This window comes from Paenibacillus sp. P2(2022) (genome assembly GCF_029522175.1).
GTDB classification, from domain to species: Bacteria; Bacillota; Bacilli; order Paenibacillales; family Paenibacillaceae; genus Paenibacillus; species Paenibacillus polymyxa.
In genome coordinates this window covers 498,885-522,288 of record NZ_JAKWFI010000001.1, presented here as the reverse complement: position 1 = coordinate 522,288, position 23,404 = coordinate 498,885, and the positions used below count along the sequence as shown (strand labels likewise).

Below are 23,404 nucleotides of genomic sequence, written 5' to 3'. Positions count from 1 at the left end.
AACTGCTATAGTTCATCGGCCCGTCCGTTAGTTAATCCCGGTTCTTGTTATCATTCCCCGAGTTCTCATTCGGTTTGCCTAAGGAACTACGCATTTGCGTATCTGCCTCAATATTTTTTAAATTCATATAGTCCATGACGCCAAGTTTACCGCTACGCAGCGCTTCAGCCATTGCCAGAGGCACTTCGGATTCAGATTCCACCACGCGCGCTCTCATTTCTACAACACGTGCCTTCATTTCCTGTTCTTGCGCTACAGCCATCGCACGCCGTTCTTCGGCTTTTGCCTGCGCAATACGTTTGTCTGCTTCCGCCTGCTCTGTTTGCAGGAAGGCACCGATATTTTTACCTACATCAACGTCTGCAATATCAATCGATAGAATCTCAAATGCTGTCCCTGCATCCAAACCTTTGGACAATACGGTTCTCGAAATGGAATCTGGATTTTCCAGCACGTCTTTATGCGAGTTACTGGAACCAACCGTTGTTACGATACCTTCACCAACCCGAGCAATAATCGTTTCTTCTCCTGCACCACCGACGAGTCGATCAATGTTGGCACGCACCGTAACACGAGCTTTAACCTTCACTTCGATACCATCCTTGGCGACCGCAGCAACAATAGGCGTCTCAATAACACGCGGATTAACGCTCATTTGGACCGCTTGCAGAACATCCCGTCCCGCAAGATCAATCGCAGCCGCACGTTCAAATTCAAGCGGAATGTTAGCGCGCTGCGCGGCAATCAACGCATTGATCACTCGGTCTACATTCCCCCCTGCGAGAAAATGACTTTCCAGCTGATTGATATTCAAGCCCAGACCAGCTTTGGTAGCCTTAATGAGGGGATTGACAATTCGGCTTGGTGTGACGCGCCGCAACCGCATAGCTACTAGCGTAATGATACCGATCCGCACACCCGAAGCCAGCGCCGAAATCCACAGCATCACCGGGAAGAAACTAAAAAACACACTCAATACAATAATCACTACTACGGCAATCAGCAAAATACTGACAATACCCGATTCGAACACTCGCATCATCCTCCATTAATCTAATTCTTCGTTGTTAGCTTGCTAGACGCTCGCGTCTGCCTTGACTACAATTCGCCCGCCTTCTACTTTGGATACGATAATCGGCATATCCGGGGCGATAAACTCCCCATTCGTTACGACATCCACTCGCTCGTCAGCGATTAGCACCGTTCCAGCTGGACGTAATGGGGTCAGACTGACACCCCTCTGACCTAGTAACGTTTCCCGATTCACAACCGAAGAAAACCCTTGGTCAGCCGTTAAACGTTCCTGAAGTATAAAACGGTTCCATATCCCTCGGTCCTTAAAGACAACCGCGATGATCGCCACCACGGCAACAGCCGCTGCAAAAGCAATCCCCAAAGATATAAACGCATGCTGCATGTTGTATGCTGCACGGACTACACCCGCGACAAGGCTGATGGAACCCAAAATACCCAGAATGCCAAAGCTTGGAATGAACATTTCAAGTATAAGCAGTGCCAGACCGATAATGAACAACAGCCACGTCTCCGAACCTGCAAAGCCAGCGATATAATTACCAAAGAAATACAAACCAAATCCAAGTACACCTAAAATTCCCGGTACACCAAAGCCAGGTACAAGCAGTTCAATAACTACACCCGCGATACCAACAAATAAAAGCAATGTCTGCACGATCGGGTTGGTCAATATCTCGGCTGCTTTTTCAGCCCATGTGCGCTCCACATGGATTACATCATCTGTACTGTAGCCCATCCACTGGATAACTTCTTGTTCCGAAGACGCGATGTGATCCGCGTACCCCAATTTCAGCGCTTCCTCACTGGTTAAAGAAATGATCTGGCCATTTTCCTTATTAAAATTCATCTCCGGGATAGATACAGTCGATTTGGAGTCGACCATGCCTCTAGCAATATCGGGATTGCGCCCGCCAGCTTCTGCGGCAGATGCCATGCTGCTCTTCCACCAAGCTATCGTTTTTGGGTCTGTAATAGCATTCCCCCTGCCGTCTACTAACGCTGCTGCTCCGATAATACTCCCCGGTTTCATAGCAATCTTGTTAGCACTCAACGCAATATAGCTACCCGCTGAGGCCGCTTCTCCCTTTATATAGGCTACGGTCGGTATGGGACTGTCTTTAATCAGTTTGCCCAGCTTCTCCGCTGTATCTACCCGTCCGCCGGGAGTGTTAATATCCAGTAAAATCAGACCTGCTTTGGAATCAACCGCTTCTGCAAATCCACGCTCCATAAATTTGCCCAGACCCTGTTCAATTTCCTGATCAACTGGTATAACAAACACAGCTCCACCCTTTGTTTGAGCTGCCGCTGATCCAGAATGAACTAAGGGTAACAACAGAACGGATATCATAATCCACAACGTTAAAAAGACCAATTTGCGGCTGGAGTGGTGATGTTCTCTATGCATTTCTTTCCCCCCTTTCGATCTTTCCTTGTTACAGCATACCAAACTTTGTTAGACAAACTATACAGTTTTCAGGATTTAATGTGAAATTATTGGGTATATTGCTAATCCTGACGCCTGTCAAATACTTTACGCCCCTAATGGACATCACGTTTCACACAATTGCGAGAAGCGCTTTCATAAAGGCGTTTTCCACCATTCTCTTTTATGACAGGCGTCACACATATAGAAATAACACCCTCTGTAAACAGAGGGTGTTGTGTTTTCCTGTTTGTCGCAGGGTTTATTGCAGAAATTGCTGAACCGCCTGGTTCACGAGCTTACCGTCAGCACGACCTTTTACCTTAGGCATTAAGGCCGTCATTACTTTCCCCATCTCGGCTTTCGAAGAAGCACCGGTTTCCTGGATGGTCTGCTGTACAATAACTTTAATTTCTTCTTCAGAAAGTTGTTCAGGAAGGTACTGAGCGATGATCTCTATTTCTGCTTTAGTGCTTGTCGCAAGTTCATCACGACCGGCTTTTTCAAACTCATGGAGGGCATCTTTTCGCTGTTTGATCTCACGACTCAGAATATCAAGCACTTCGTTGTCGTCCAAATTCCGTTTCAAATCTATTTCAAGATTTTTAATCGTAGAACGAACCATTCGAATGGTGGAGAGTTTGAACTTGTCCTTACTCTTCATTGCTTGCTTCATATCTTCGTTCAATCGTTCGCTCAAATTCATGATTACTTAGATCCTCCTAGAACTTTCTCTTACGAGCAGCCTCGGACTTTTTCTTGCGCTTTACGCTTGGCTTTTCATAATGCTTGCGTTTCTTCACCTCAGCCAATACGCCATCCTTAGCAATGGAGCGTTTAAAGCGACGAAGTGCAGCATCAATTGTCTCGTTTTTGCGAACTTTAGTTTCAGACACCAGTTTTCCCTCCCTCCGACCAGACCGTCCAAGAGCAATAACACGGTTCATCAAATTTTATTATAGGTGAAACGGAAACCAGGTGTCAACCTATAAGAAAAAATGAGTACATAGAAGGAACTTTTTTTCCCGTCACTTCCGCATTACTGAAAAGACTAGCTCTGTCATTTTTAAGAATGCGAGTCCGAAATACCTGTCAGGGCACCTAATTTGGCGCCGCCCAGCAAGTGATAATGCAGATGGCCTACCGCTTGTCCACTATCCGGTCCACAGTTGTTAATCAACCGATAACCAGACTCAGCGATTCCCAACTTTTTCGCAACCTCAACCGCAACACGATGAATCTCCGCGATAAGAGGAAGATCCTCCTCCGTTACAGCATTCATTGAAGGAATGTATTTTTTTGGAATAATGAGCACGTGTACTGGCGCCGCAGGCTGGATGTCATGAAATGCGAGCACATTGTCGGTTTCCAACACCTTTTTGCTGGGGATGCTTCCATCCACAATTTTCAAAAACAGATCGTCCATTCAAAACCCTCCTTTGGCAGTGAGCCGATCATAAGCAATTAAACATCAGCAGTCCTTGCTCTCGGCATTCAAAGTTATGTATTTTCCACACCAAACAGAAACATAACCAATCATGATTGGTTATGCCTTTGTTTCTATATGTATCATAACGGAAAATGGGGCTTAATACCAGTTTCCCTTACTAACTTCCTCTACTATAGATTTAACTCCTTTATCAATTAGATCCGGCTGTGCACGCGAAATACTTATGCGCAAAAATTTTTCTTGTTCCCTGTAGCTTGATAAATAAAAGCCTTTTCCAGCTACAACTTGGATGCTTCTCGCGTTAAGACTGTGTACCAAACGTTCCAAATTCACCGTCCTCGGCAGCTTAAACTGCGTATAAACACCTGAGGTTGCAGCTGGAGTTTGAATGTACCCGGACTGATTGTATCGTTCCACCGCCTTGTTCAGAATACGAACGCGCTCCGAATACAGTTTGGATATCGTGTGTTTATGGCGTTCATACATTCCATTTTTAATATAGATATCAAGTGCTGCCTGAGACAAAATGGATGTGTCAACATATCTTTTATAGGTACTGAACGTCTTTAATAAGTTTTCTGGCAGTACCGCAACCCCTAATCGCAAGCCAGGGAAAATGATTTTTGAGAAGCTTTTCAAGTAAATAGTGTGCTCTGTCTGATCGTATGCATAAATAGGATCAACAAGATGATCAACTCCCAAATCAGCCATATAGTCATCTTCTACGATGTACACATCATATTTCGCAGCCAAGGCAGCTATCGTTTTTCGTTCCTCCGTGTTATATGAGATACCAAGAGGATTATGATGCCTTGACATGGTATAAAAAAATTTGATGTTACCCTGCTTAAATTGGTTCTCCAACTCATAAAAATCTAGACCTTCCGCTGTCCGTGCAATCGCATTGACGGGTATGCTCTCTTCCTCCAAAAAACGCAAATAAATATCGTAGCTGGGCTGCTCGACCAAAATCTTTTCTTTGCCATTGGGAAACGGCATTTTCGCGAGTATTTCTAATGCTTGTTGAACACCTGAAGTAACGATAATCCGATCTGTTTTTGCAAACACCTGAGTATCAGCCAAATGAGAGACGAGCGTATGTCGCAATGTTTCCAATCCTTGCGAATCCCCATATGTGAACAGATGATATTTGTAAGTGTCAATAGCCTGATTTAGACAATGCTGAAAATCTAGATATGGAAATACATTTAAATCCGGGGATGCTGAAGCAAAATCAACGTAGTCGGAAATATGGCTATGGTGTACGTCACTGGGGTTTTCCACTACATAGTATCCGCTTTGCGGTATGGAATAAATGGCATGCTTCCTTTCAAGTTCAGCATAGGCTCGCAGAATTGTGCTTTTGCTGCACTTGTATAGCTCCGAAGCATCACGGACCGATGGCAGCTTGTAACCAGATCTATATTGTCCCTCGCGAATTTTAAGCTCTATATCTAATAAAACCGAAACATATTTTTTCACGATATCCTCCTGCCTGTTCAGTACATCCTCTTTATATGCTTATTCCTTCTTATGTTTCTGTACACGCTTGATGTTAACATGGTTTTTAATTAAACAGGATACCTCTTTTCACTAAACTGTACCCATACAGTCTCCATTCATAAATCATTGTAACCTCGATAAAGGCAGTAAGCGTTATAGCTCATTAACATATTGAGACGGTAGATGTGAAAAAGAGGCTGTTTCTTCATGCTGGAAGAAACAGCCTTACTTAGTGATGATGTATGGATACGCCTATATAGCCACTTATACTGTACAAGGGCTGTAGGCGGGAGAGAGTAGAACGATGGTCAGGCAACGAAGAAGATCGGATTAGTAGTAAGGCAGTAAACTAATCGCTGTCAACGCAGCAAGTGGCAGAATCAAGCGATTAAAGCGGCGACGGCCGTATGGGAATCCATACGCATAGGCGGGTACTGGGACCGGGTAAGGGTACGGATAAGGGTACGGAGGATAAGATGCATAGCCACTATAAGCACGGGAGCCGCATCCACAATTGTTGGGCGGATAGGGGAGATTAACATTCTCCATTTCTTCTCCACCCATAGGAACGGCTAAGTATATCTTTTCATCATCCACATGCTCTACAATTCCGTCATACATTGTCCCGTCCTTCACCCATACGCATACATAACGATGCATATGCTGTTGACATAGTGTTTTAGCATCCATCTGTTGCGATGCTGTAACATTTTCGGTTATCATGCTTTTTTCCATGGTTGTTTCCTCCTAGACTCTTGCATGTATACCGTATGTTATTCAAAAACGGGCTATGTGCTACATCAAATTGGGCGAATTCCGGCTACAAAAAAAAGAAGCACCCCGGGAGCTCTTGGCAGAGCCCCTCTGAACGGACGTATGACGGGAAGACTTCTTCCGCAGCATACGTCCGCCGGGGTGCTGTATGATTAACTTGTCGGCTTAGCTGTATTATAACAACAGTTTGAAACTGTATCTGTGATCCGTATCACATTGTTTCAAAATGTTTCCATAACTACACGAGAGCCTCCACCAGCCTGCTCTGCGGGAAGAACAACCAGCTTGCGTGGGAGCCGGGCCCGCAATTCAGGCACATGGCTAATCACACCAACAGATAATTGATCGTGATGCAGCTTTTCTAGCGAGGTAATTACTGTGTCAAGCAGTTCGGGGTCCAACGTTCCAAATCCTTCATCCAGAAAGAAAAATTGTAGAGGGTATTGGCCCCGCAATTGAATTTGAGCCGACAGCGCAAGCGCAAGCGACAAAGAGGTCAGGAACGTTTCGCCGCCGGACAAGGTCGATACCGGACGTTTGACCCCACCGTTGGCATCATCACTAATAACAAAACCACCGCTGGAATCTACTTCTAGCGCATAACGCTGCTTAGTCAGAAAACGCAGGCGGCGTGAAGCGGATTGGCTGACCTGCATGAGCTGCTCTTCGGCAATATATTCAACGAAGGCATTGCCTCGAAAAACAGACTGGAGCTTGGACATTTTTTCCGCCTCGCTACGCAGATGTAAACGATTGGACTCCAGCTCCATCCAGCGGACGTGCCGACGCTGCAAGTCCTCTAAATCACGTTCAGCCTTGGCGCGATTCTGAAGCGCCTCTTCGTCGCGTGCACGGCAATCACGCAGCCTCGCAGTGGTCGTTTCCCACTGTTCCTCTGTTACTGTTGCTCCATTCAACTGCTCTTCGACATGTTTTAAGCGGGAAGACAGCTCCTTCTCCCGTTCTCGGTGCAAATTCACTTCACGCTCATAGCGTGTGGCTTCTTCCGGTCCCAAGCAGCATTCCAAGACCTCTGCTTCCGTAGCAAAAGAGGAAGCTTCCAGACGGATGCCCCAACGGGATGCTGCCGTCTGCCGTCTTTCTTCTGCCGAGTCGGAGGCCTGCCGCGCTATCAGTGAAGCATGAACAGCCTGCTGCTTGCGTTCTTCCGCTTCGGTACGGCGGCGGGCAGCGGCTTCGGCTCCGTTTTTCAGTCCCAACAAGCGTGAGGTCGCTTCTTCCAGCAATGAGGCTGCTTGGCCTTCTCCAACCCACTTTCGGAGCTGTTCTTGCTTTTCACGCAGCAAATCATCTTTACTTTGCAGCCCTGTACGACGGGCAATAATGATTTTGTCCTCCTCGATGATGCTTTGCTGTATCTGCTGTACACGCGCTGCCTTTTCTTCGAGGAAAGTCACGCTCGTCTCCAGTCGGGATCGCAGCTCCTCCGCACGCCGGTCGCGCTCCTGCATGGCGCGATAACGCTCCGCAGCTTGGTCGGGGCCGACATCCGGCAGCTGCGCTGCCCATTCGGCGCGCAGCCCCTCGCTGCGCGTGGTACATGCCTCGCGCTTGCTCCGCGCCTGCGCCAGGGCTGCAACCGCCGCTTCCTGCTCGGCGGCTGCACGGATACGCCGCTGCTGTCCGGCGGCGTCCGCCTCACGCAGTGCCTGTGCCTCGGCAGGCAGCGTATGCGCACGCGCTGCCAGCTCAGCCGCTGTACGCTCCAGCGCTGCACAGCGCTCCGCCCATACGGCGACACCACGAGGCACAGCAGCCGCAGGCGTAAAAGGCTCGCCCGTGGCGGCAGCGCCGCTGTCTGCGGCGGCGGGCTGCGTCAGCAGGCTGCGCTGCTCGTGCAACTGCTGGCGCAGTGTGAGACGCAGCTCCTGTAAGCCGAGCCGCAGGCGGTGCAGCTCATCCGGCGCAGCGGAATCCGCGCCATGGGCCGCAACAGCGGCAGGCGCGGGGTGATGCAGAGAGCCACACACTGCGCATGGCTCTCCTTCGCGCAGCTCGGCAGCGAGATGTTGCGCGAGACGCGCTAGCTCCTCGGCACGGAGCTCGTGACGCAGCTGCTCCTCCTCGGTAACCAGTGCCGACACATCGGCTGTAATTTCCGCATCCAGCGCCAGCAACGCCTCAATGCCTTCAGCCACCTGTGCAGCAAGGACAGAACGCCGTGCCTCCGTCTCCTGTGTCTCCTGCTCCATTAGCTTTAGACGTTCGTCTGCTAGTGTAAGCCGTTTCTCCTGAGCTAAATACTCCTGTTCAGCTTCACGCCATTGCTCATGCGCTGTCTCCAGCTGTTGTAGCCGCTGCACAGCCTCTTGCAGCATACGCCGCTCATCTGCCCGCACTTCATTTTGCTTCAACTCCTGCTGAAGCTCCTGCTGCCGCTTTAAACCTCGTGTCTGTAACTCTTGTTCCTTTGCGAGACCTGCAGCATGCTCCGCAAGGGTTTGTTCGCTATGCACCAATTCGGCTGCCAAACGTTCTCTTTCGGTCCGCAGCACCTCCGTATCACGTTCCAGTTGAAGCGCCTGCTCCAGTTGGTCGATCCGAAGCAATAGCTTTGGTTCTTCGGCACTGAGTGCTTGCCGCGCCTGCTCATCTGCTTGCACAGATACAAGCGCCGCCTCCGCTGCGGAGGCAGCCTGGACTGCCATCTGTTCAGCATTCTTTTGCCGTTTTTCTGCTTCGGCAACGGCTTCCTTCCAATCTGTCAGTGCAGGCAGCAACGCCTCCGCTGCAGATGCTTGTCGCAGCTTGCGCTCCAGCAAAGCAATGCCTGGTTCCTGCCTTGCCATATCCTCCAGCTCATTCACTCTTTGGCTAAGCTCGATGACCAGTTCCCGTGTTTTGTTCAGCGCCTCCGCTTCCCGTGAAACACGCTCTAGTTCGCGGCGTGAAGCCTCTGCATGGTCAATCGCTTCTTTGAGGCGCAGCTTTACAAGCTCAAGCGCTTCAGCACTCGCATCCCCCAGCCCTTGCTGCTCCGCTTCCAACGACTTCAAGGCGATGTCGTTATCCTTCACACGACGGCTCAGCTTCTGAGCAAGTTGATCTCCGTACTTCTCCAGATGGAACAAACGCTGAAGCATCTGTCTACGTTCACTGCCCTTTAAGGATAAAAATTCCGCAAACTTCCCCTGCGGTAATACGACAGCGCGCGTAAAATCGTCCATTTTCAGGCCGATGTACTCCTCCACACAGCGTGTCACATCCTGTACTTTGTCAGCAAGTACTTCCTCGCCGTCTTCTGTATATGCAATAAAACGGCTAAGCGTATTATTAACCGATACGCCTCCTGCACGTTTGAAACGTCGTTCTACACGGTAACGGCGAGGTCCTTGAGCTGACATTAATTCAAATGTAAATGCTACAGACAGCGTATCCTCGGCATGATTCATGATGCCTTGTGTACCATTCACCGCCCGCTCCACTTTACCGTACATGGCCAACGTAATGGCATCCAGCAATGTTGATTTACCACTACCCGTTGGACCAAAAATTCCGAACAGCCCCGTTTCGGTCAAATCGTCAAAGCGAATTTCCTGGGACTCCCGGTAGCTTTGCAACCCCGCCAGTTTCAGAAGGATCGGTTTCATACTTCATCCTCCTCAGCGTGGTCTCTTGCATCATCCTGTTCTACCAGTTCCAGAAACAACTGTACTAATCCGTCATCCGGCTGTGCTCCGCCCGTCTGTCGTTGATAGAACGCCCGGAACAGCTCATGAACCGGCAATTCTGAACGTTGCTGTTCCAACTGTGCCGCAGCCATTTCTGGGTACACGGGGCGAATATGAATGATGCCTTCACGGCTTTTGCGCAACCGTTGAATATCTCCCATTGACATTGCTTCATCCAGCGTAATTTCCAGGTCAATAAAGGCATCAGCATCCAGTCCTTCATCCAGCCAGCGATATACTTCCTCCAGACCTCCCCGTGCTCGCCACCTCACTAATGGGCGTCCACTGGTAATATACAGTTCCTCAACCTGTGCTGGCTTGCCGGCAATCACGTCAATTAACGTAACTGATTTGGCTTGTCCAGCTTCGGAAAAGCTATAAGCCAGCGGAGAACCACTGTAACGCATCAGCCCATCGCCCTTCACATATTGGGGACGATGCAAATGCCCCAGAGCCGTATACTGCGCTCCAATGCTCAAAGCAGACGGATCTACGGTATAGGCTCCCCCGACCTGAATCGGACGTTCCGAATCCGACTCCAGCCCGCCAAGCACATATATATGGCTCATCGACAAATTAACAGTATCGGGCCGAAACGCTGTACCCAGCTGTGACATCAGCATCCCTACACGACGGCTATATGCCTCGCGTAATATGGTTTCATCCCCGTCTTCAGACAATAGCTCATTCAGACGAGACTCAGACGGATATGGCAAGGCCGCAATACATGCCATTTCGCCCGTTCGCGGTGTACGAACGTGCACTGCTTCCCCATGAGGCAGTCCCAGCAATGTAATTCCACGCCCGCTCACCAGCGGGGTGACCGAGGATACTCTTTCCGGCTGATCATGATTGCCGGCAATGACGACTAGCGGTCTTCCTCCAGCCGTAAGACGAGCAGATGCTTCATAAAACAATTGCTCTGCGGCGGCCGAAGGATTGACTGAGTCGTACACATCCCCAGCCATCATAATCAAATCAGCCTGCTGGTCGTCAGCCATTTTCACCAATTCTTCCAAAAACGCCTCCTGCTCCTTCAGACGGCTTCGACCTTCCAACGTGCGACCCAAATGCCAATCCCCTGTATGCAAAATCCGCATGCTATTCCCCCTCTCCCTATCTATATCACTACAGCCGCACACTCTCTCCAGCTTCTATAAAATACAACCATTTCTCAGCAACCTTTTTGCCTGTAATCTCTTCAATCACACGGGCATACAGCTCCAATTGAAAACGATATTGGTCTGTTAAATGTGACAGCGTACGATATTCGGTTATCCGGTCTGTTTTATAATCCAGCAGCACAAGCCCTTCGGGAGTTTCAAACAAACAGTCAATGATCCCGTTCATCAGCACTTTATCGTCCTGCCCGCTTTCCGTAACTGTCTTCTGTTCTGGCAACACCGCAGGTAAACTGTGGTTCCAGTAATCGGTTGCCCGCATGGTATAAGTAAACGGAAGCTCACGCTGAATACAGGATGAACCCAGCATTCTCTCCCCTAGCTCACTAGAGAAAAACCGTAATATTTTATTCGTATCCAGCGCCTTTGCATGAACATCCAGTAAGATACGTTGATTCAGCAAACGAGCTTTGGTTTCCTCAATAACCTCAGCGCTCATGACTCCATCTAGGGGCACATGCAGCATCAACGTATGATAGACCGTCCCTCGTTCTGTAGGAGTCAGTCGCTGATTTCCCATAAACTTAGGTCTGCGCAAGTGTAATTGACTGCCCCTAGTGTCAGAATCTTCGCGATCCTCTGGTAAGTCTGCTTGTTGGGAGATAGAAGATAGATTCAGCCAATCATCAGATCCTATCTCCTGCATCTCCAGCCATCTTTTCATCTCTGTGACCGATGTATTCGCTGCTGTCTTGCCCGCCCGTTCATACGGGTAGGTCCAGGAAAGAGCCGCAGCAATATCCGTTTCACTTTCTTCGTCTAATTCGATTAGCTCAACATTTCTCAGTGCTTCTGTTTTCTTTTGGCGTTCTTCGGCCGATACCTCTTCTCCACGATCCGAGTTCACACGAGAGCCAGAAAGTGTTTCTGAGGCTACGATTTTAAATAACCAGTCTGCCCCCGGCATGTGTTCCAGTCTGTGATAGTACCCCTCCTGATCCCCTGCCGCTTCCCTCAGCGAAGTTGCAGAAGGATGCCGAATCAATGCAGGACCTACCCAGTCCAGATAGCTGCGACCTGCCGCCAGCATATAGTCTGGTAGTACTGTTTCCGCATGTTCCTTGGCACGTGCCCAACCTGCTGCGCGGGAAGCGAGATCCTTCACGGTTCCGGTCATAATCAGCTTTTCACGCGGACGCGTAAGCGCTACGTATAGCACACGCATTTCTTCAGCCAAAAGCTCCAGCTGTGAGCGTCGACGGATCGCTAAATTAGGCAGCGTAGGGTAGCTAACGCGGTTTTGTTCCTCCACATATTTAGGACCAAATCCCAACTCCTTGTGCATAAGAAACGGCGCATTCAGATCCTGCTGATTGAACATTTTTGCCGTCCCGGCAATAAACACGACAGGAAATTCAAGTCCTTTACTTTTATGAATAGTCATAATGCGGACAGCTTGATCGGGTTCAGTCCCCCCGCTGATGGATCCTAAATCACCGCCTCGCTCCCGCAGACGGGAAATAAAGGTCAGGAATCGAAACAAGCCTCGGTTGGACGTAGAAGTCTCATACTGTCTCGCTCGGTCATATAAAGCCCGTAGGTTGCTTTGACGCTGTGAGCCGCCAGGGAGTCCACCCACCCAATCCAGATATCCTGTTTCCTCCAGCACATTCCAAATCAATACACTTAAGCTACCTTGTCTGGCTTCCTGCCGCCATGCGTCCAAATTACGCAAAAATGAACGTAGTCGGGTAGACAACGTATTCCCGTCATTCCTATGGACTGGGTCAGGTGGAGATAGCGGGTCCTCAGTGAAAAGATCCATCTCCATAACATCAGCAGAGGTCTCTTTTAAACTCTCCTCAACTTGTTCAGTCTGTGCCGCCGCCAGCAATGCATCATAAAACATTCCATCCGGCTTCTCTAGACGAATTTGTGCCAGTTCATCTTCGGTCAAGCCGACAATTGGCGAACGAAGCACGGATGCAAGCGGGATGTCCTGCTGCGGATTATCAATAATGTGCAGCAGGGACAACATTACCTCAACTTCCGTTGCTTTAAAAAAGCCTGTCGTCTGCTCTCCAGAGGCTGGGATGCCCTCAAGCCGCAATTCTTCCACAATTAAGGGAGCCCATACGCTTGATGAACGAAGCAATATGACAATATCACCGTAGACTGCTGGACGCATCGCTTTTAATCCCCTGTCATAAATCAACAGTGGCTGTCCAGTATCTCCAGTCAGCTCCTTAATCCGTTGAGCGATTACACGAGCCTCCAACTGAGCCGTTTCAAGCTCCGCAAGCTCGGCCAGCTCACTTTCCTGTAAAGCCGATTCGTCCCCCGTTTCATACAACTCCGAAACCTCAGAAAGACCACGCCCGCCTTTATCAACTAACAGCAGTTCAGGCGCGTATGCAGAAGCAGCGTCCTCCTCTGTCTTCTCTGGATAGGACGCGCCGTGTACGAGCCAGGCTCGTTCATCGTACTCAATTTCCGCCACATCCACACTCATAATCTGGCGGAACACCAAATTAACCGCATCGACAACTTCCTCCCGACTGCGGAAATTACGCGCCAGATCAATCAAAAAGCCATCTTCCTGCTCCTGTATGCCGTACCGTTGATACTTATTCAAAAACAGCCCTGGCTCTGCCAGCCGAAACCGATAAATACTCTGTTTCACGTCTCCCACCATAAAACGGTTACCCGGTTCCTCGCGCGATACCAGTCTAACGATATCTTCCTGTACGGTATTCGTATCTTGATACTCATCCAGCAGCACCTCGTCGAACTGCGCCTTGTATTCAAGTGCAGCATCGGAAGGTAACAGCTTGTACGGAGTAGAGTCGGGGTGTCTTAATATTTTCAAACAATAATGCTCCAAATCCCCGAAATCCACCAGTCCTTTTGACTGCTTGTGCTGTTGAAATCGTTCCCCGAAAGCAATCACAGTCTCCACCAGTTCGTCCATCAGAGGAGCGGTCGCATGCAGTTCCTCCAAATAAGCTTCTGCTCTCCGACCGAACAGGGAAGCCTTCATATCCGTAATCATTTTTTTGGCAGCCTCGCGCAGCGTCTTAACCCGTTCCTGCAATGCAGGCTCGGTTTGATCTTTTTTGACTGGCTTGAGCTTGCCAAAGGATGCTGCCTGAAATTGATCATACAAGGATGCCCACGGCTGTGTCTCGAGCTCTTGCAGTAATTCCTTCACCATCGCCGTATCCTCTTGCAATGTCATGGCATAGGGTGCAGGACCGCCAGGCTGCATAGCTGTCTCATGCGCCTGTTCCAGCAAACTCGCTGCTCCGCGCAACGAAAGGGCAGCATCCGTCAAAATACTACGAACCCAAGGAGTCTCCCCCAAAGCTGCTACATCCTGTACACGAAATGCTGCTGCCGTCTCGCGCAGCCAATGCTCCGGCCAAGGATGACTTTGAGAAAAATCATACAAACGCTGAACAAGCACATACATGGCATCATCGGTGCGTTCTCCACTAAACCAGTCGACCAGTCTGCGGAATGTGCTGCCTTCATCATGAAGCTCATATTTCTCCTCAAACAGTTCTTCTAAAAGCTCTTGGCGCAGCAATTCTGTTTCATGCTCATTCATAATCCGAAAGCCGGGATCAAGAGGAATGGCCTGATAATGCCTGCGGATGACCTCCATACAAAAAGAGTGAAGCGTCGTAATCGAGGCTCGATTCAACAACGATAGCTGGCGACGTACATGTTCACTTTCCGGTTCCTGTTCCAGCACACGTTCCAGCGCTTCGCGTATCCGTTGACGCATTTCTGCGGCTGCAGCCTTCGTAAAGGTCGCCACCAGTAACCGATCTACACTGAAGCCGAGCTGAGGATCAACAATTTTGCGAATAATACGCTCTACGAGCACCGCTGTTTTACCAGACCCCGCCGCTGCCGCAACCAGCATGTTGTTACCGGATTCCGAAATGGCACGCCACTGATCATCGCTCCACATGCTTCCTTCCGGCTTCGGCAAGCCTTTAGCATTTGACGTGCTTATCATTGCTTCATTCCTCCTTTCCCTTCCTGTGTATGACCCAGCAGATCCCAGACCTGATCCTTGCCCGGTTTCCCCCATTGGTTGTAACCACTGCCTTCCAGACTGTCGTCAAATTGACAAACAGGCTTAAAAGAACAGAAGGTACATGCCGTTTCTTGCTGGATGCGATAAGGTTCAATGGCAACATCGCCTTCCGTCATCCGTGTGCCAATCGTCCGAATATTGTTGCGCACCGACGCTAACAGGCTATCCCACTGTTCAGGCGAAGCAACGGAAGCACTGCTATAAAAACTGCCGTCTGCTTTCACTGCAACAGGTAAAATAGAGGAATATCCTTTGTCCAATGCTGTATCCATTTGCCCAACTACATCCCGATCCGCGAGCAATAATCCCTTCATCTTAAAACGTTTCAAGAGCTCCTGACGCGCCTGTTCTGCGCTAAGACCGTTAGGCGATTGCAGCATCGGATTGTGGACGTGAAAATACAGTGTACCCGCCGGATAAGCAGTCTCGCCCAACCATTCCTCCGCCGCATTCAGCAGCACGTCCAGGTAGGTGAGCATTTGCAGGGATAAGCCATAATACACCTCATGCAGCTTAAGATCCTTTTGGCTAGACTTATAATCAATGACACGCAAAAGCAATCCTTTTTCTCCTTCTGCCACATCCACACGGTCAATCCGTCCGACAATTTCCATCACCACGCCGTTATCTAACCGGAAGCTTAAGGGAGGAAGCGGCTGACCCGGTCCGAAGTCCAACTCCAGCCCAATCGGCTCAAAGCTACCTCTCCGTGCATGTTCACCCAAAATTAATGAAGCACGGCTCACAATGTCTTTTAACTTGCGCAAAATATAGCCATACCGCTTGGAGCTCATTAAAATCTCGCCTTGCAGGCGAGGAGCAAGACGCTCCACCGTACTTTCCGCCTCTTGGCGACATTCCTCGGTAGTGAGGCTTCCCCAACTGACATTACGTTCACGCAGATTGATCGCCATCTCACCAAGCGCTGCATGGAATAATTGTCCGATATCCGGAGCCTTCAGACGATACATTTGACGTTCCTTCAAACGAAGACCATGAGAGGCAAAGTGAGAAAATGGACATGCGACAAAACGTTCCATCCGAGATACACTGGTACGCAGCTTGCTGCCATACAGACGGCGGCTCGTTTCCTTCTGCATTTCGGCATGATTCTCGTAAAAAATTGAGGTCAACAGCTGACGCAACTTGTCCTTCTCACGTCCCTGCTGGCTGGCATACCAGTTATATACCTCCCACCAGGGAGATAAAATATCACCGCCACGCCGCCAATGCCGTAATTGCGCAATGAGCTGCGGCAATGCCTCAGACGGATGGGAAGCATACTCCCATTGCGTCGTCCAAGCGTCTTCAGGCAGAGGGTATCCAGCCAGTGGACGTTCGTTCAGGCCAGGAAACAGTTGCCGCACATGTCGCACTAACTCTGACGGCAGCAATGGCTTGCCTTCTTCATCAGTCACTGCATAGCTCATCCACAGGCTTTTACCAGCAGAGGTCAGGGCTGTATAAGCGAGAAACCGTTCGTCCAACAGACGTCTTGTCATATCTGGCGCCAGCTCTACGCCTTGTTCGTTTAATGCTGTACGTTCCTGCTCATTGAGCACCCCATCCTCATGGAACACAGCCGGCATTACTCCTTCGTTCACCCCTAGCACAAAGGCATGTTGAATGCCGGATACACGTGTACGGTCCGTATTTCCGACCAGCACCTGATCCAGAGCCGGTGGAACAAGCCCCATACGGAACTCAGCTAATCCCGTTTCCAGCACTCCCGCAAACAAAGCAGTATCCAGTCTCTCATCACCCATCATTTCGACGATTTGATCAAGCAGTTCAAGCACCGCATCCCATACCTGACGGTGCTCCTTCGCCTGCTCGGGATTTCCAGCTTCTTCTGCCTGATGAATGAAGGCGTCCAGCTTGTGACCGATTTCTGCATCCTCCAGCAACAGATATACGGCTTCGCTCTTCTCAAGCGCCGTTCGTGCCTTACCTATACGCTTCTCAAACGCATGCAAAGGCGTCACAATCACATCTCGGCACAACTCCATCAAATCCAGCGTTTCATCCCGTTGACGGTTCCGTTCCTGTTCCTCCAGCTCCAGCGACAAACTGGGCACAGCCTGCCATGCCCGGCCATCTGTCCAACGGCTACCTTGTATGCCGCAGGCCAGCACATAGTTTTCCAGACGGTCCATCTGCTCGCGGCTCACTCGACCGTCCAGCGGCAATAGAAGGTCTGTTTTGACCGCACGAAATACATCCTCGTATCGCCAGCGTCGCTGCACGATATCCAGTGAAGCCCGAATCAATTCCACCAAGGGATGATGAAGTATACTTCTCCGCTGATCCAAAAATACCGGAACTTCATATTGCTTGAATATCGGTTCCACCCACGGCTCATAATCTTCAATATGACGCACAAACAGAGCCATCTCCCGATAACGCGCGCCCTCTTCGCGGGCCAGGCGGCGCATTTCGCGTACGGCTCCTTCCAGCTCGGCGCGGCGATTTGCCGCAGCATACAGTTTTATGCCCTCCGGTTGTGTATCTGTCCATTGTTCTCGCAGTTGCTGTAGCCGCAACCGTTGTTCCTGATTCCGCAGCCCTGTGCGATGTTCGAAATAAGCCTCCAAATACGCCAACGCTGGACGTTCTTTAAACCTAGGCATTGGATCGGGGCGTAATAACTGTGTCTGCGTTTCAATCATCAGCTCCTCTGCCATTCCTTTAAGCTTGACGTAGGTAGCCGCTGAAGGATGAAACAAATCCAGCTCATGCGGAAGCTGTCCACTTTCGTAGCTGCGGTTACAGGTCAGCGCCACTGTCAACGAAGAGGCGTGCAGCATAAGCTGCTCCACCACCTTGTATTCATGTGGTGTAAACCTCCGGTAGCCATCCATCCAAATGTCTGCTCCGCGCACGAGGGAAGACTGTGCAATCTGTTCTGTCAGCATGCGAAGCGTATCTTCACCATCGATATATTTAAGCGTCAGCTCCCGTTCAAAATCCTCATAGATTAGACTGATATCCTTGAGCTTGCCTCTTAATATCGGAGTGGACTCCCCCGCAGCATGCATTCTATCCAGTTGCTCCGGTACAGACCGAGCATCATTTCCGTACTGCTTTAGCTCTGTGAACAACGTATTCAACCGATCCACAAAACCGAGTTGGTCTCCCGAATCTTTAAATAAACTCAGTTCATCCTTGCGACGACGAATAATTTTATATAAAAGCATCTTCTTGCCTTCTTCTGTTACAGGCACCAGTGCTGAACCCCCTGTTTCCTGCATGACTAAATAGGCAAGACGATGGAATCCCATCACTTGGGCGCGCACCGACCCCTGAATACCGTTTCCGACTTCGGTGAGCAACGCATGCTCTGAAGCAAATGACGATTGCTCAGGCACAAGTAACAGCATAGGCTTACCTAGCGGCTCCTCGCGTAACATAGAGGTCATTTCATTACGGATTAACGTGCTTTTACCACTACCAGAGCGGCCAATCAATAAGCGGACCGACATGATGCCGCCTCCTTTCTAACCAACAACATTCTATTAAACAGTATAGCATATCAGGCAAAGGAGAAAAGAACGTACGTTTGCCATGTTGTAGCAATTGGGCTCTTCTCAAAAACAAACAGTCCCGCAGGATGGCTTGGTGCAAGCCTTCTCTACAGGACTGATTTATACTAAAAATGAGTTTGTTTTCACCTATTTATCTTTATCGCCTAATAGTAGTTTAACTTTGACAAGGGTATGAAATCTACAGCTGTGTCCGGCTGCGCACCTCAAAGATGGCAAATTTCAAATAATGACCTTCCTCCACACCTAAAATTTGGGGATGGTCCTTCCCTGCCGCTCTCCAATCTACCAGTCGGAGGATTTTGCCAGCATCTGCAGCCGCTTCCTTAATCGTGTCCAAAAACAGCTCCGGCCGCATATGGAACGAACAACTCGCTGTTACCAAATAACCGCCCTCATTGACGAGCTTCATTCCGTGAAGGTTGATATCTTTATATCCACGTGTAGCTCCTTTGACAGCACTCTTCGTTTTGGCAAAAGCCGGCGGATCCAGAATAACTACGTCAAAGGTACGTCCGCCACCCGCAGTCAGCGGCTTAGATGTATCTCCTTTGCCGCCCGCTCGCGCGGTGCGTTCCTCTACACCTTTAACCTGATTACGTAAATATTGAAAAGCATCGTCGACGACAAACTCGACGCGATCCTCAAAACCGTTCAGCTTCACATTATCCCGAGCACTTTCAATCGCATGTTCAGAAATATCCAGACAAGTTACTTTTTTCGCACCATGTTTACACGCATTGAGCGTAAAGCTACCTGTATGTGAAAAACATTCCAATACAGTTGCACCGTCCCAGAATGGGAATTCAACAACCTTACCACTTTTATTCACAGGCTTTATGACCGTTGTGCCGTCATCCCCTGGGTTTGCAGCTACTTCTTGCAACGTAATTCCGCTACGCGCTCCCCAACCTGTCATCAACGGCGCGATGGCCGCACGATTTTCACGCTGGTCAAAGAAATACCCCGTCTTTTGTCCCTCTTCGATATCGACCTTGATTTGTAAGCCATTTTCCGTCACCACCACATGGCGCGGGCAATCGCCGTACAAAGGACCCTTCGTCTGTTCCAACCCTTCCAGCTCACGGATGGATACATCACTACGCTCATATATACCAACTGGTCCCATTACTTCAACAAGTGCATCTCTGATTTCTTCCCTGCGCCGATCCATGCCAAGCGTTAACAGCTGAACGACCAATACATCACCAAAACGGTCTACAATCAGCCCAGGCAAAAAATCAGCCTCGCCGTACACCAAACGATAAGCGTTTCCTCCGGTCACAAAGCGTTCACGGTGCTCCAAGCAATTGCGGAAACGTTGGGCAAAGAAGCTTTGGTCCATCACTTCTAGCGGCTCATAGGACATCACACGCACTGTAATTTGTGAAGCAGGATTATAGTAACCTGTCGCCAAATAACGCCCCTGATGGTTCAGGATGCTGACCAAATCACCGGCTTCTGGATCACCCTCAATCTTGGCTATTTCATTTTTAAACACCCAAGGGTGTGCTTGCTCCAGCCTTTTTTTACGGCTACGCTCTAATATTACTGAAGGCAAAATCCTTCACTCCTATTCTTGGATTACTCAAAGTGTTAAAACATTTTGTTCGATAGGGGCGCGGCTCCGCCGATTCATTTGGTCTTACGATCGCTGGCGCTTCTCCAGCTTCAAATGAACCGCTTCGCTACTGCCCGCCTGTATGTCGACGTCACGCTTTAAAAGCTTGTGAAGATACTACAAAATGTTCGTTCCATAAAAAACTGCTCGGCCATGCTTGTCATGGCTGTCCTAGGTAGATCATAGGCTGTTACATAAGTATTCTCATTTTCGCCTAGAAAAGGGGGGGCTAAAGCCGTGTTTATACATGTTATATTGCCGCTGTGCGGTGGGCTGCTTATTTTTTTAGGTGGAATGAAGCTGATGGAAGCTGCCCTCCGGCATTTGGCCGGCCCCTTCCTTACTCGCTGGCTAAACCGGGCTACGGTTTCCCCTTGGCGGGGTATGTTGTTTAGCTCAGGCATTACCGCCCTACTGCAAAGCAGCACCGCCGTAACGGTGCTGACGATCGGACTGGTCAATGCCGGGCTGTTGACCTACGGCCGCACGCTCGGCATCATTCTTGGTACCAATATTGGTACCTGCCTGACGACCGAGCTGATGGGCCTCCAGCTCGGCAAGCTGGCTGCTCCACTGCTATGTGGATCACTGCTATGCTGGGGCACTGCTGTTCTGCGGGGGGAAACGGTCACTGGCCGTCAGTATGCAGCTGCCGGAGCTTCAGCCACCTCCAATGGGCTTAGCCGCCCACAGGCTGTACAATTTATCAGCCTCGTCTTCGCCGGATTTTCGCTGATTCTCGCAGGTATCCGCGTGATGCAAGCCGTTGGCCCCTGGATTGAGCAGGCCGGACTATTCCGCTGGTTTCTTGATCATGCTGCAGCCAACATGTGGTGGGCCTTCGCTGCTGGAGCCTGCCTAACCGCGCTGGTTCACAGCAGCGCAGCTGTCATTGGTATGGCGATTAGCCTGGCTGCTGCGGGTGCCTTGCCAGTTGATGTAGGAATCGCCATCGTCATCGGCTCCAATGTGGGCACCTGCGTGACTGCCCTGATTGCCGCTGTTGGCGGCAGCGTGTCTGGCAAATTTGTGGCCTGGTCCCACGTGCTGCTGAACGTAGGCGGGGCATTGCTCTTTATGCCGTTAATCCCCGGGCTGGATATGGCCGCTTCTTGGATATCTACTGAGCCCGGAGCCCAGGTAGCGCATGCCCAAACCCTGTTTAACGTCATCAGTTCTCTGCTTGCCTTGCCCCTCTGCTATTTACCTGCATGGACTCGTATAGAGGAGCAAGTGTCTTCCCATAGGGTTAAACGTTAATTCCTAGCATAGACAGCGCCTTGCTCAGAATGACATCATTGTTGTCATATCCACCCTGACGCTGGAGACGCCATGCTTCTTCGGGCGTATGCCACGCGACGCCTTTGATTTCTTCTATCTGTGCCTGCAAATTCCCATCCAGTGCCTCTACGAGATAATAATGAACTTCCTTGTCCACTTCCCCATATTCAGGGTGCTGGTACGTATAAGCAATCATATCCACATGCTGAATAATCCGCCCGTTCAGCCCTGTTTCCTCACGAATTTCACGTAGAGCAGTTTGTTCGATTGTTTCACCTGGCTCCATTTTGCCTTTAGCCAGAGATGTCTTGCCATATCGGTCGGTGATCAGCTGAATTTCAAGCTGCTCCCCCTGTTTGCGAAACACTACGCCACCTGCGGAAATTTCCTTTTTTGCTGCCATCCTGTAATCTCCTTTCCTTGCGCAACAAGGATTCCGTCCTTTCTGTAGGGAAAGGCGAAATCCTTGTTGGCCATCGCTATTGCCTGTTCAGGCTCTTTTTATTTTACAAAGCTGTTTGCAGCCCGTTCTCCAATACGCGGACCAATTGGCCTTCACTTTCATTAACGCCCGCCTTCGTCAGCTTCACGCGGCACACCTTGCCAACCAGATCCTTATTACCTTCAAACACCAGTTGAATGTAATTGTCACTATAACCATAAAGTATACCGCTATCTTCCGTCCCTTTAGGGGCTACTTCAGGAATAACCTCCAGCACCTGACCAACAAACTTTTCAGCATATGCCAGCTGCATTTGCTCTGACAATGCAATCAGGTCACGCACACGCGCATTTTTCACGTCCTCGTCCACCTGATCCTCCATACGTGCCGCAGGCGTGCCAGTACGCTTGGAATACGGAAACACGTGCATTTCCGAGAAGCCGATTTTTTTCATCAGCTCATAGCCATTACGGAACATTTCGTCCGTTTCTCCAGGGAAGCCGACAATTACGTCTGTTGTAATTGCTACATCTGGCATCGCTTTACGAATCATGAGCATTTTGTTATAAAACTCTTCTGTCGTGTACTTGCGGCGCATCCGTTTCAGCACGGTATCGTCCCCTGCTTGAAGCGGTATGTGGAAATGGCGAACCAGCTTATTGGAGCGTTTCAGTACATCCAGCATTTTTTCATCAATCTGACTGGCTTCAATCGAGCTGATACGGATACGTTCCAGCCCTTCCACTTTCTCCAGATCCCACAGCAGATCGGACAGGTCATAATTATCCATATCGTCGCCATAACCACCAGTATGGATACCCGTGAGTACGATTTCCTTGTAGCCTGCGTGCACCAGTTGACGCGCCTGTGTAATAATGCTCGCGGCATCACGGCTGCGGGATAAGCCCCGCGACCACGGGATAATGCAGAAGGTACAGAAGTTATTGCAGCCATCCTGAATTTTTAGAAACGCACGGGTATGATGAGCAAAATCAGGCACATCCATTTCCTCAAACACACGGGTCTTCATTATATTACGCACAGCGTTTACAGGTTGACGCGACTCTTGGATCTCCTTCACAAACGGAATAATCTTATCTCGATCCTGCGTACCAATAACAAGATCAACACCTGGAATATCCATAATTTCGGCCGGAGAAGTTTGAGCGTAACAGCCCGTCACTGCCACAATGGCATCTGGATTTCGGCGAATCGCACGACGAATGATCTGACGGCTCTTCTTATCACCGGTATTCGTAACCGTACATGTATTAATTAAATAGACATCAGCAGTCTGCTCGTCAAAATCCACCTGCTCATAACCTTCTTTTTTGAACAGCTGCCAGATCGCTTCTGTATCATAAAAGTTTACTTTACAACCTAATGTGTAAAATGCCACTGATGGCATA

15 protein-coding genes are annotated in these 23,404 nt (G+C 49.7%); 1 reads left to right on the top strand and 14 read right to left on the bottom strand.

Annotated features, from left to right (window positions below; all coding sequences use genetic code 11):
* Window positions 1-31 precede the first annotated feature (31 nt).
* The 12 genes from floA to MMB75_RS02220 all read right to left on the bottom strand — a co-directional run bounded on the left by floA (window position 32) and on the right by MMB75_RS02220 (window position 20,212).
* Window positions 32-1,033 (bottom strand): flotillin-like protein FloA, encoded by a 1,002-nt coding sequence (gene floA / locus MMB75_RS02275; RefSeq protein WP_016821594.1) that lies wholly within the window; start codon window positions 1,031-1,033, stop codon window positions 32-34.
* Window positions 1,034-1,075: 42 nt separating this feature from the next.
* On the bottom strand, window positions 1,076-2,443 hold the full coding sequence (locus MMB75_RS02270; RefSeq protein ID WP_031461801.1) for an NfeD family protein: 1,368 nt from the start codon (window positions 2,441-2,443) through the stop codon (window positions 1,076-1,078).
* Between the two features lie 280 nt (window positions 2,444-2,723).
* Complete coding sequence (locus MMB75_RS02265; RefSeq protein WP_013372151.1) at window positions 2,724-3,167, bottom strand: GatB/YqeY domain-containing protein; 444 nt, start codon at window positions 3,165-3,167, stop codon at window positions 2,724-2,726.
* A 16-nt stretch (window positions 3,168-3,183) separates the two neighbouring features.
* Window positions 3,184-3,357 (bottom strand): 30S ribosomal protein S21, encoded by a 174-nt coding sequence (gene rpsU, locus MMB75_RS02260; RefSeq protein WP_005547957.1) that lies wholly within the window; start codon window positions 3,355-3,357, stop codon window positions 3,184-3,186.
* Window positions 3,358-3,527: 170 nt separating this feature from the next.
* A complete protein-coding gene (locus tag MMB75_RS02255) occupies window positions 3,528-3,887 on the bottom strand; it encodes a histidine triad nucleotide-binding protein (RefSeq protein ID WP_013372152.1) in 360 nt (119 codons plus the stop codon).
* A 162-nt stretch (window positions 3,888-4,049) separates the two neighbouring features.
* Complete coding sequence (locus MMB75_RS02250) at window positions 4,050-5,393, bottom strand: aminotransferase-like domain-containing protein (protein WP_016821596.1); 1,344 nt, start codon at window positions 5,391-5,393, stop codon at window positions 4,050-4,052.
* A 351-nt stretch (window positions 5,394-5,744) separates the two neighbouring features.
* Window positions 5,745-6,149 carry a hypothetical protein gene (locus tag MMB75_RS02245; RefSeq protein ID WP_031461802.1) on the bottom strand — a complete coding sequence of 135 codons (405 nt, stop codon included), beginning with the start codon at window positions 6,147-6,149 and terminating at the stop codon, window positions 5,745-5,747.
* Window positions 6,150-6,409: 260 nt separating this feature from the next.
* Window positions 6,410-9,799 carry an AAA family ATPase gene (locus tag MMB75_RS02240; protein ID WP_031461803.1) on the bottom strand — a complete coding sequence of 1,130 codons (3,390 nt, stop codon included), beginning with the start codon at window positions 9,797-9,799 and terminating at the stop codon, window positions 6,410-6,412.
* Entirely contained in the window at window positions 9,796-10,980 is a 1,185-nt protein-coding gene (locus tag MMB75_RS02235) for an exonuclease SbcCD subunit D (RefSeq protein WP_045244386.1), read from the bottom strand. The genes MMB75_RS02240 and MMB75_RS02235 overlap by 4 nt, the downstream gene beginning before the upstream one ends.
* A gap of 28 nt (window positions 10,981-11,008) precedes the next feature.
* A complete protein-coding gene (addA, locus tag MMB75_RS02230) occupies window positions 11,009-15,028 on the bottom strand; it encodes a helicase-exonuclease AddAB subunit AddA (protein WP_045244385.1) in 4,020 nt (1,339 codons plus the stop codon).
* A complete protein-coding gene (gene addB, locus MMB75_RS02225; RefSeq protein ID WP_045244384.1) occupies window positions 15,025-18,591 on the bottom strand; it encodes a helicase-exonuclease AddAB subunit AddB in 3,567 nt (1,188 codons plus the stop codon). The genes addA and addB overlap by 4 nt, the downstream gene beginning before the upstream one ends.
* Window positions 18,592-18,832: 241 nt before the next feature.
* Window positions 18,833-20,212: a class I SAM-dependent rRNA methyltransferase gene (locus MMB75_RS02220; RefSeq protein WP_016821602.1), complete on the bottom strand. Its 1,380-nt coding sequence runs from the start codon at window positions 20,210-20,212 to the stop codon at window positions 18,833-18,835.
* 297 nt (window positions 20,213-20,509) lie between these two features.
* On the opposite strand from MMB75_RS02220, the gene MMB75_RS02215 reads away from it, so the two are divergent.
* On the top strand, window positions 20,510-21,532 hold the full coding sequence (locus MMB75_RS02215) for a Na/Pi cotransporter family protein (RefSeq protein ID WP_045244383.1): 1,023 nt from the start codon (window positions 20,510-20,512) through the stop codon (window positions 21,530-21,532).
* Here MMB75_RS02215 and MMB75_RS02210 read toward each other — a convergent pair.
* Both MMB75_RS02210 and mtaB read right to left on the bottom strand, forming a co-directional pair.
* Complete coding sequence (locus MMB75_RS02210; protein WP_016821604.1) at window positions 21,522-21,956, bottom strand: NUDIX hydrolase; 435 nt, start codon at window positions 21,954-21,956, stop codon at window positions 21,522-21,524. The genes MMB75_RS02215 and MMB75_RS02210 overlap by 11 nt on opposite strands.
* Before the next feature lie 103 nt (window positions 21,957-22,059).
* Window positions 22,060-23,403: a tRNA (N(6)-L-threonylcarbamoyladenosine(37)-C(2))-methylthiotransferase MtaB gene (mtaB, locus tag MMB75_RS02205; protein WP_016821605.1), complete on the bottom strand. Its 1,344-nt coding sequence runs from the start codon at window positions 23,401-23,403 to the stop codon at window positions 22,060-22,062.
* Between the last annotated feature and the right edge of the window lies 1 nt (window position 23,404).

What these genes read in the sequence shown, in the direction of transcription:
- MMB75_RS02270 (WP_031461801.1), bottom strand. Translation starts at nt 2,443, where the DNA reads ATGCATAGAGAACATCACCACTCCAGCCGCAAATTGGTCTTTTTAACG.
- MMB75_RS02265 (WP_013372151.1), bottom strand. Translation starts at nt 3,167, where the DNA reads ATGAATTTGAGCGAACGATTGAACGAAGATATGAAGCAAGCAATGAAG.
- MMB75_RS02255 (WP_013372152.1), bottom strand. Translation starts at nt 3,887, where the DNA reads ATGGACGATCTGTTTTTGAAAATTGTGGATGGAAGCATCCCCAGCAAA.
- MMB75_RS02245 (WP_031461802.1), bottom strand. Translation starts at nt 6,149, where the DNA reads ATGGAAAAAAGCATGATAACCGAAAATGTTACAGCATCGCAACAGATG.
- MMB75_RS02240 (WP_031461803.1), bottom strand. Translation starts at nt 9,799, where the DNA reads ATGAAACCGATCCTTCTGAAACTGGCGGGGTTGCAAAGCTACCGGGAG.
- MMB75_RS02235 (WP_045244386.1), bottom strand. Translation starts at nt 10,980, where the DNA reads ATGCGGATTTTGCATACAGGGGATTGGCATTTGGGTCGCACGTTGGAA.
- addA (WP_045244385.1), bottom strand. Translation starts at nt 15,028, where the DNA reads ATGATAAGCACGTCAAATGCTAAAGGCTTGCCGAAGCCGGAAGGAAGC.
- addB (WP_045244384.1), bottom strand. Translation starts at nt 18,591, where the DNA reads ATGTCGGTCCGCTTATTGATTGGCCGCTCTGGTAGTGGTAAAAGCACG.
- MMB75_RS02210 (WP_016821604.1), bottom strand. Translation starts at nt 21,956, where the DNA reads ATGGCAGCAAAAAAGGAAATTTCCGCAGGTGGCGTAGTGTTTCGCAAA.
- mtaB (WP_016821605.1), bottom strand. Translation starts at nt 23,403, where the DNA reads ATGCCATCAGTGGCATTTTACACATTAGGTTGTAAAGTAAACTTTTAT.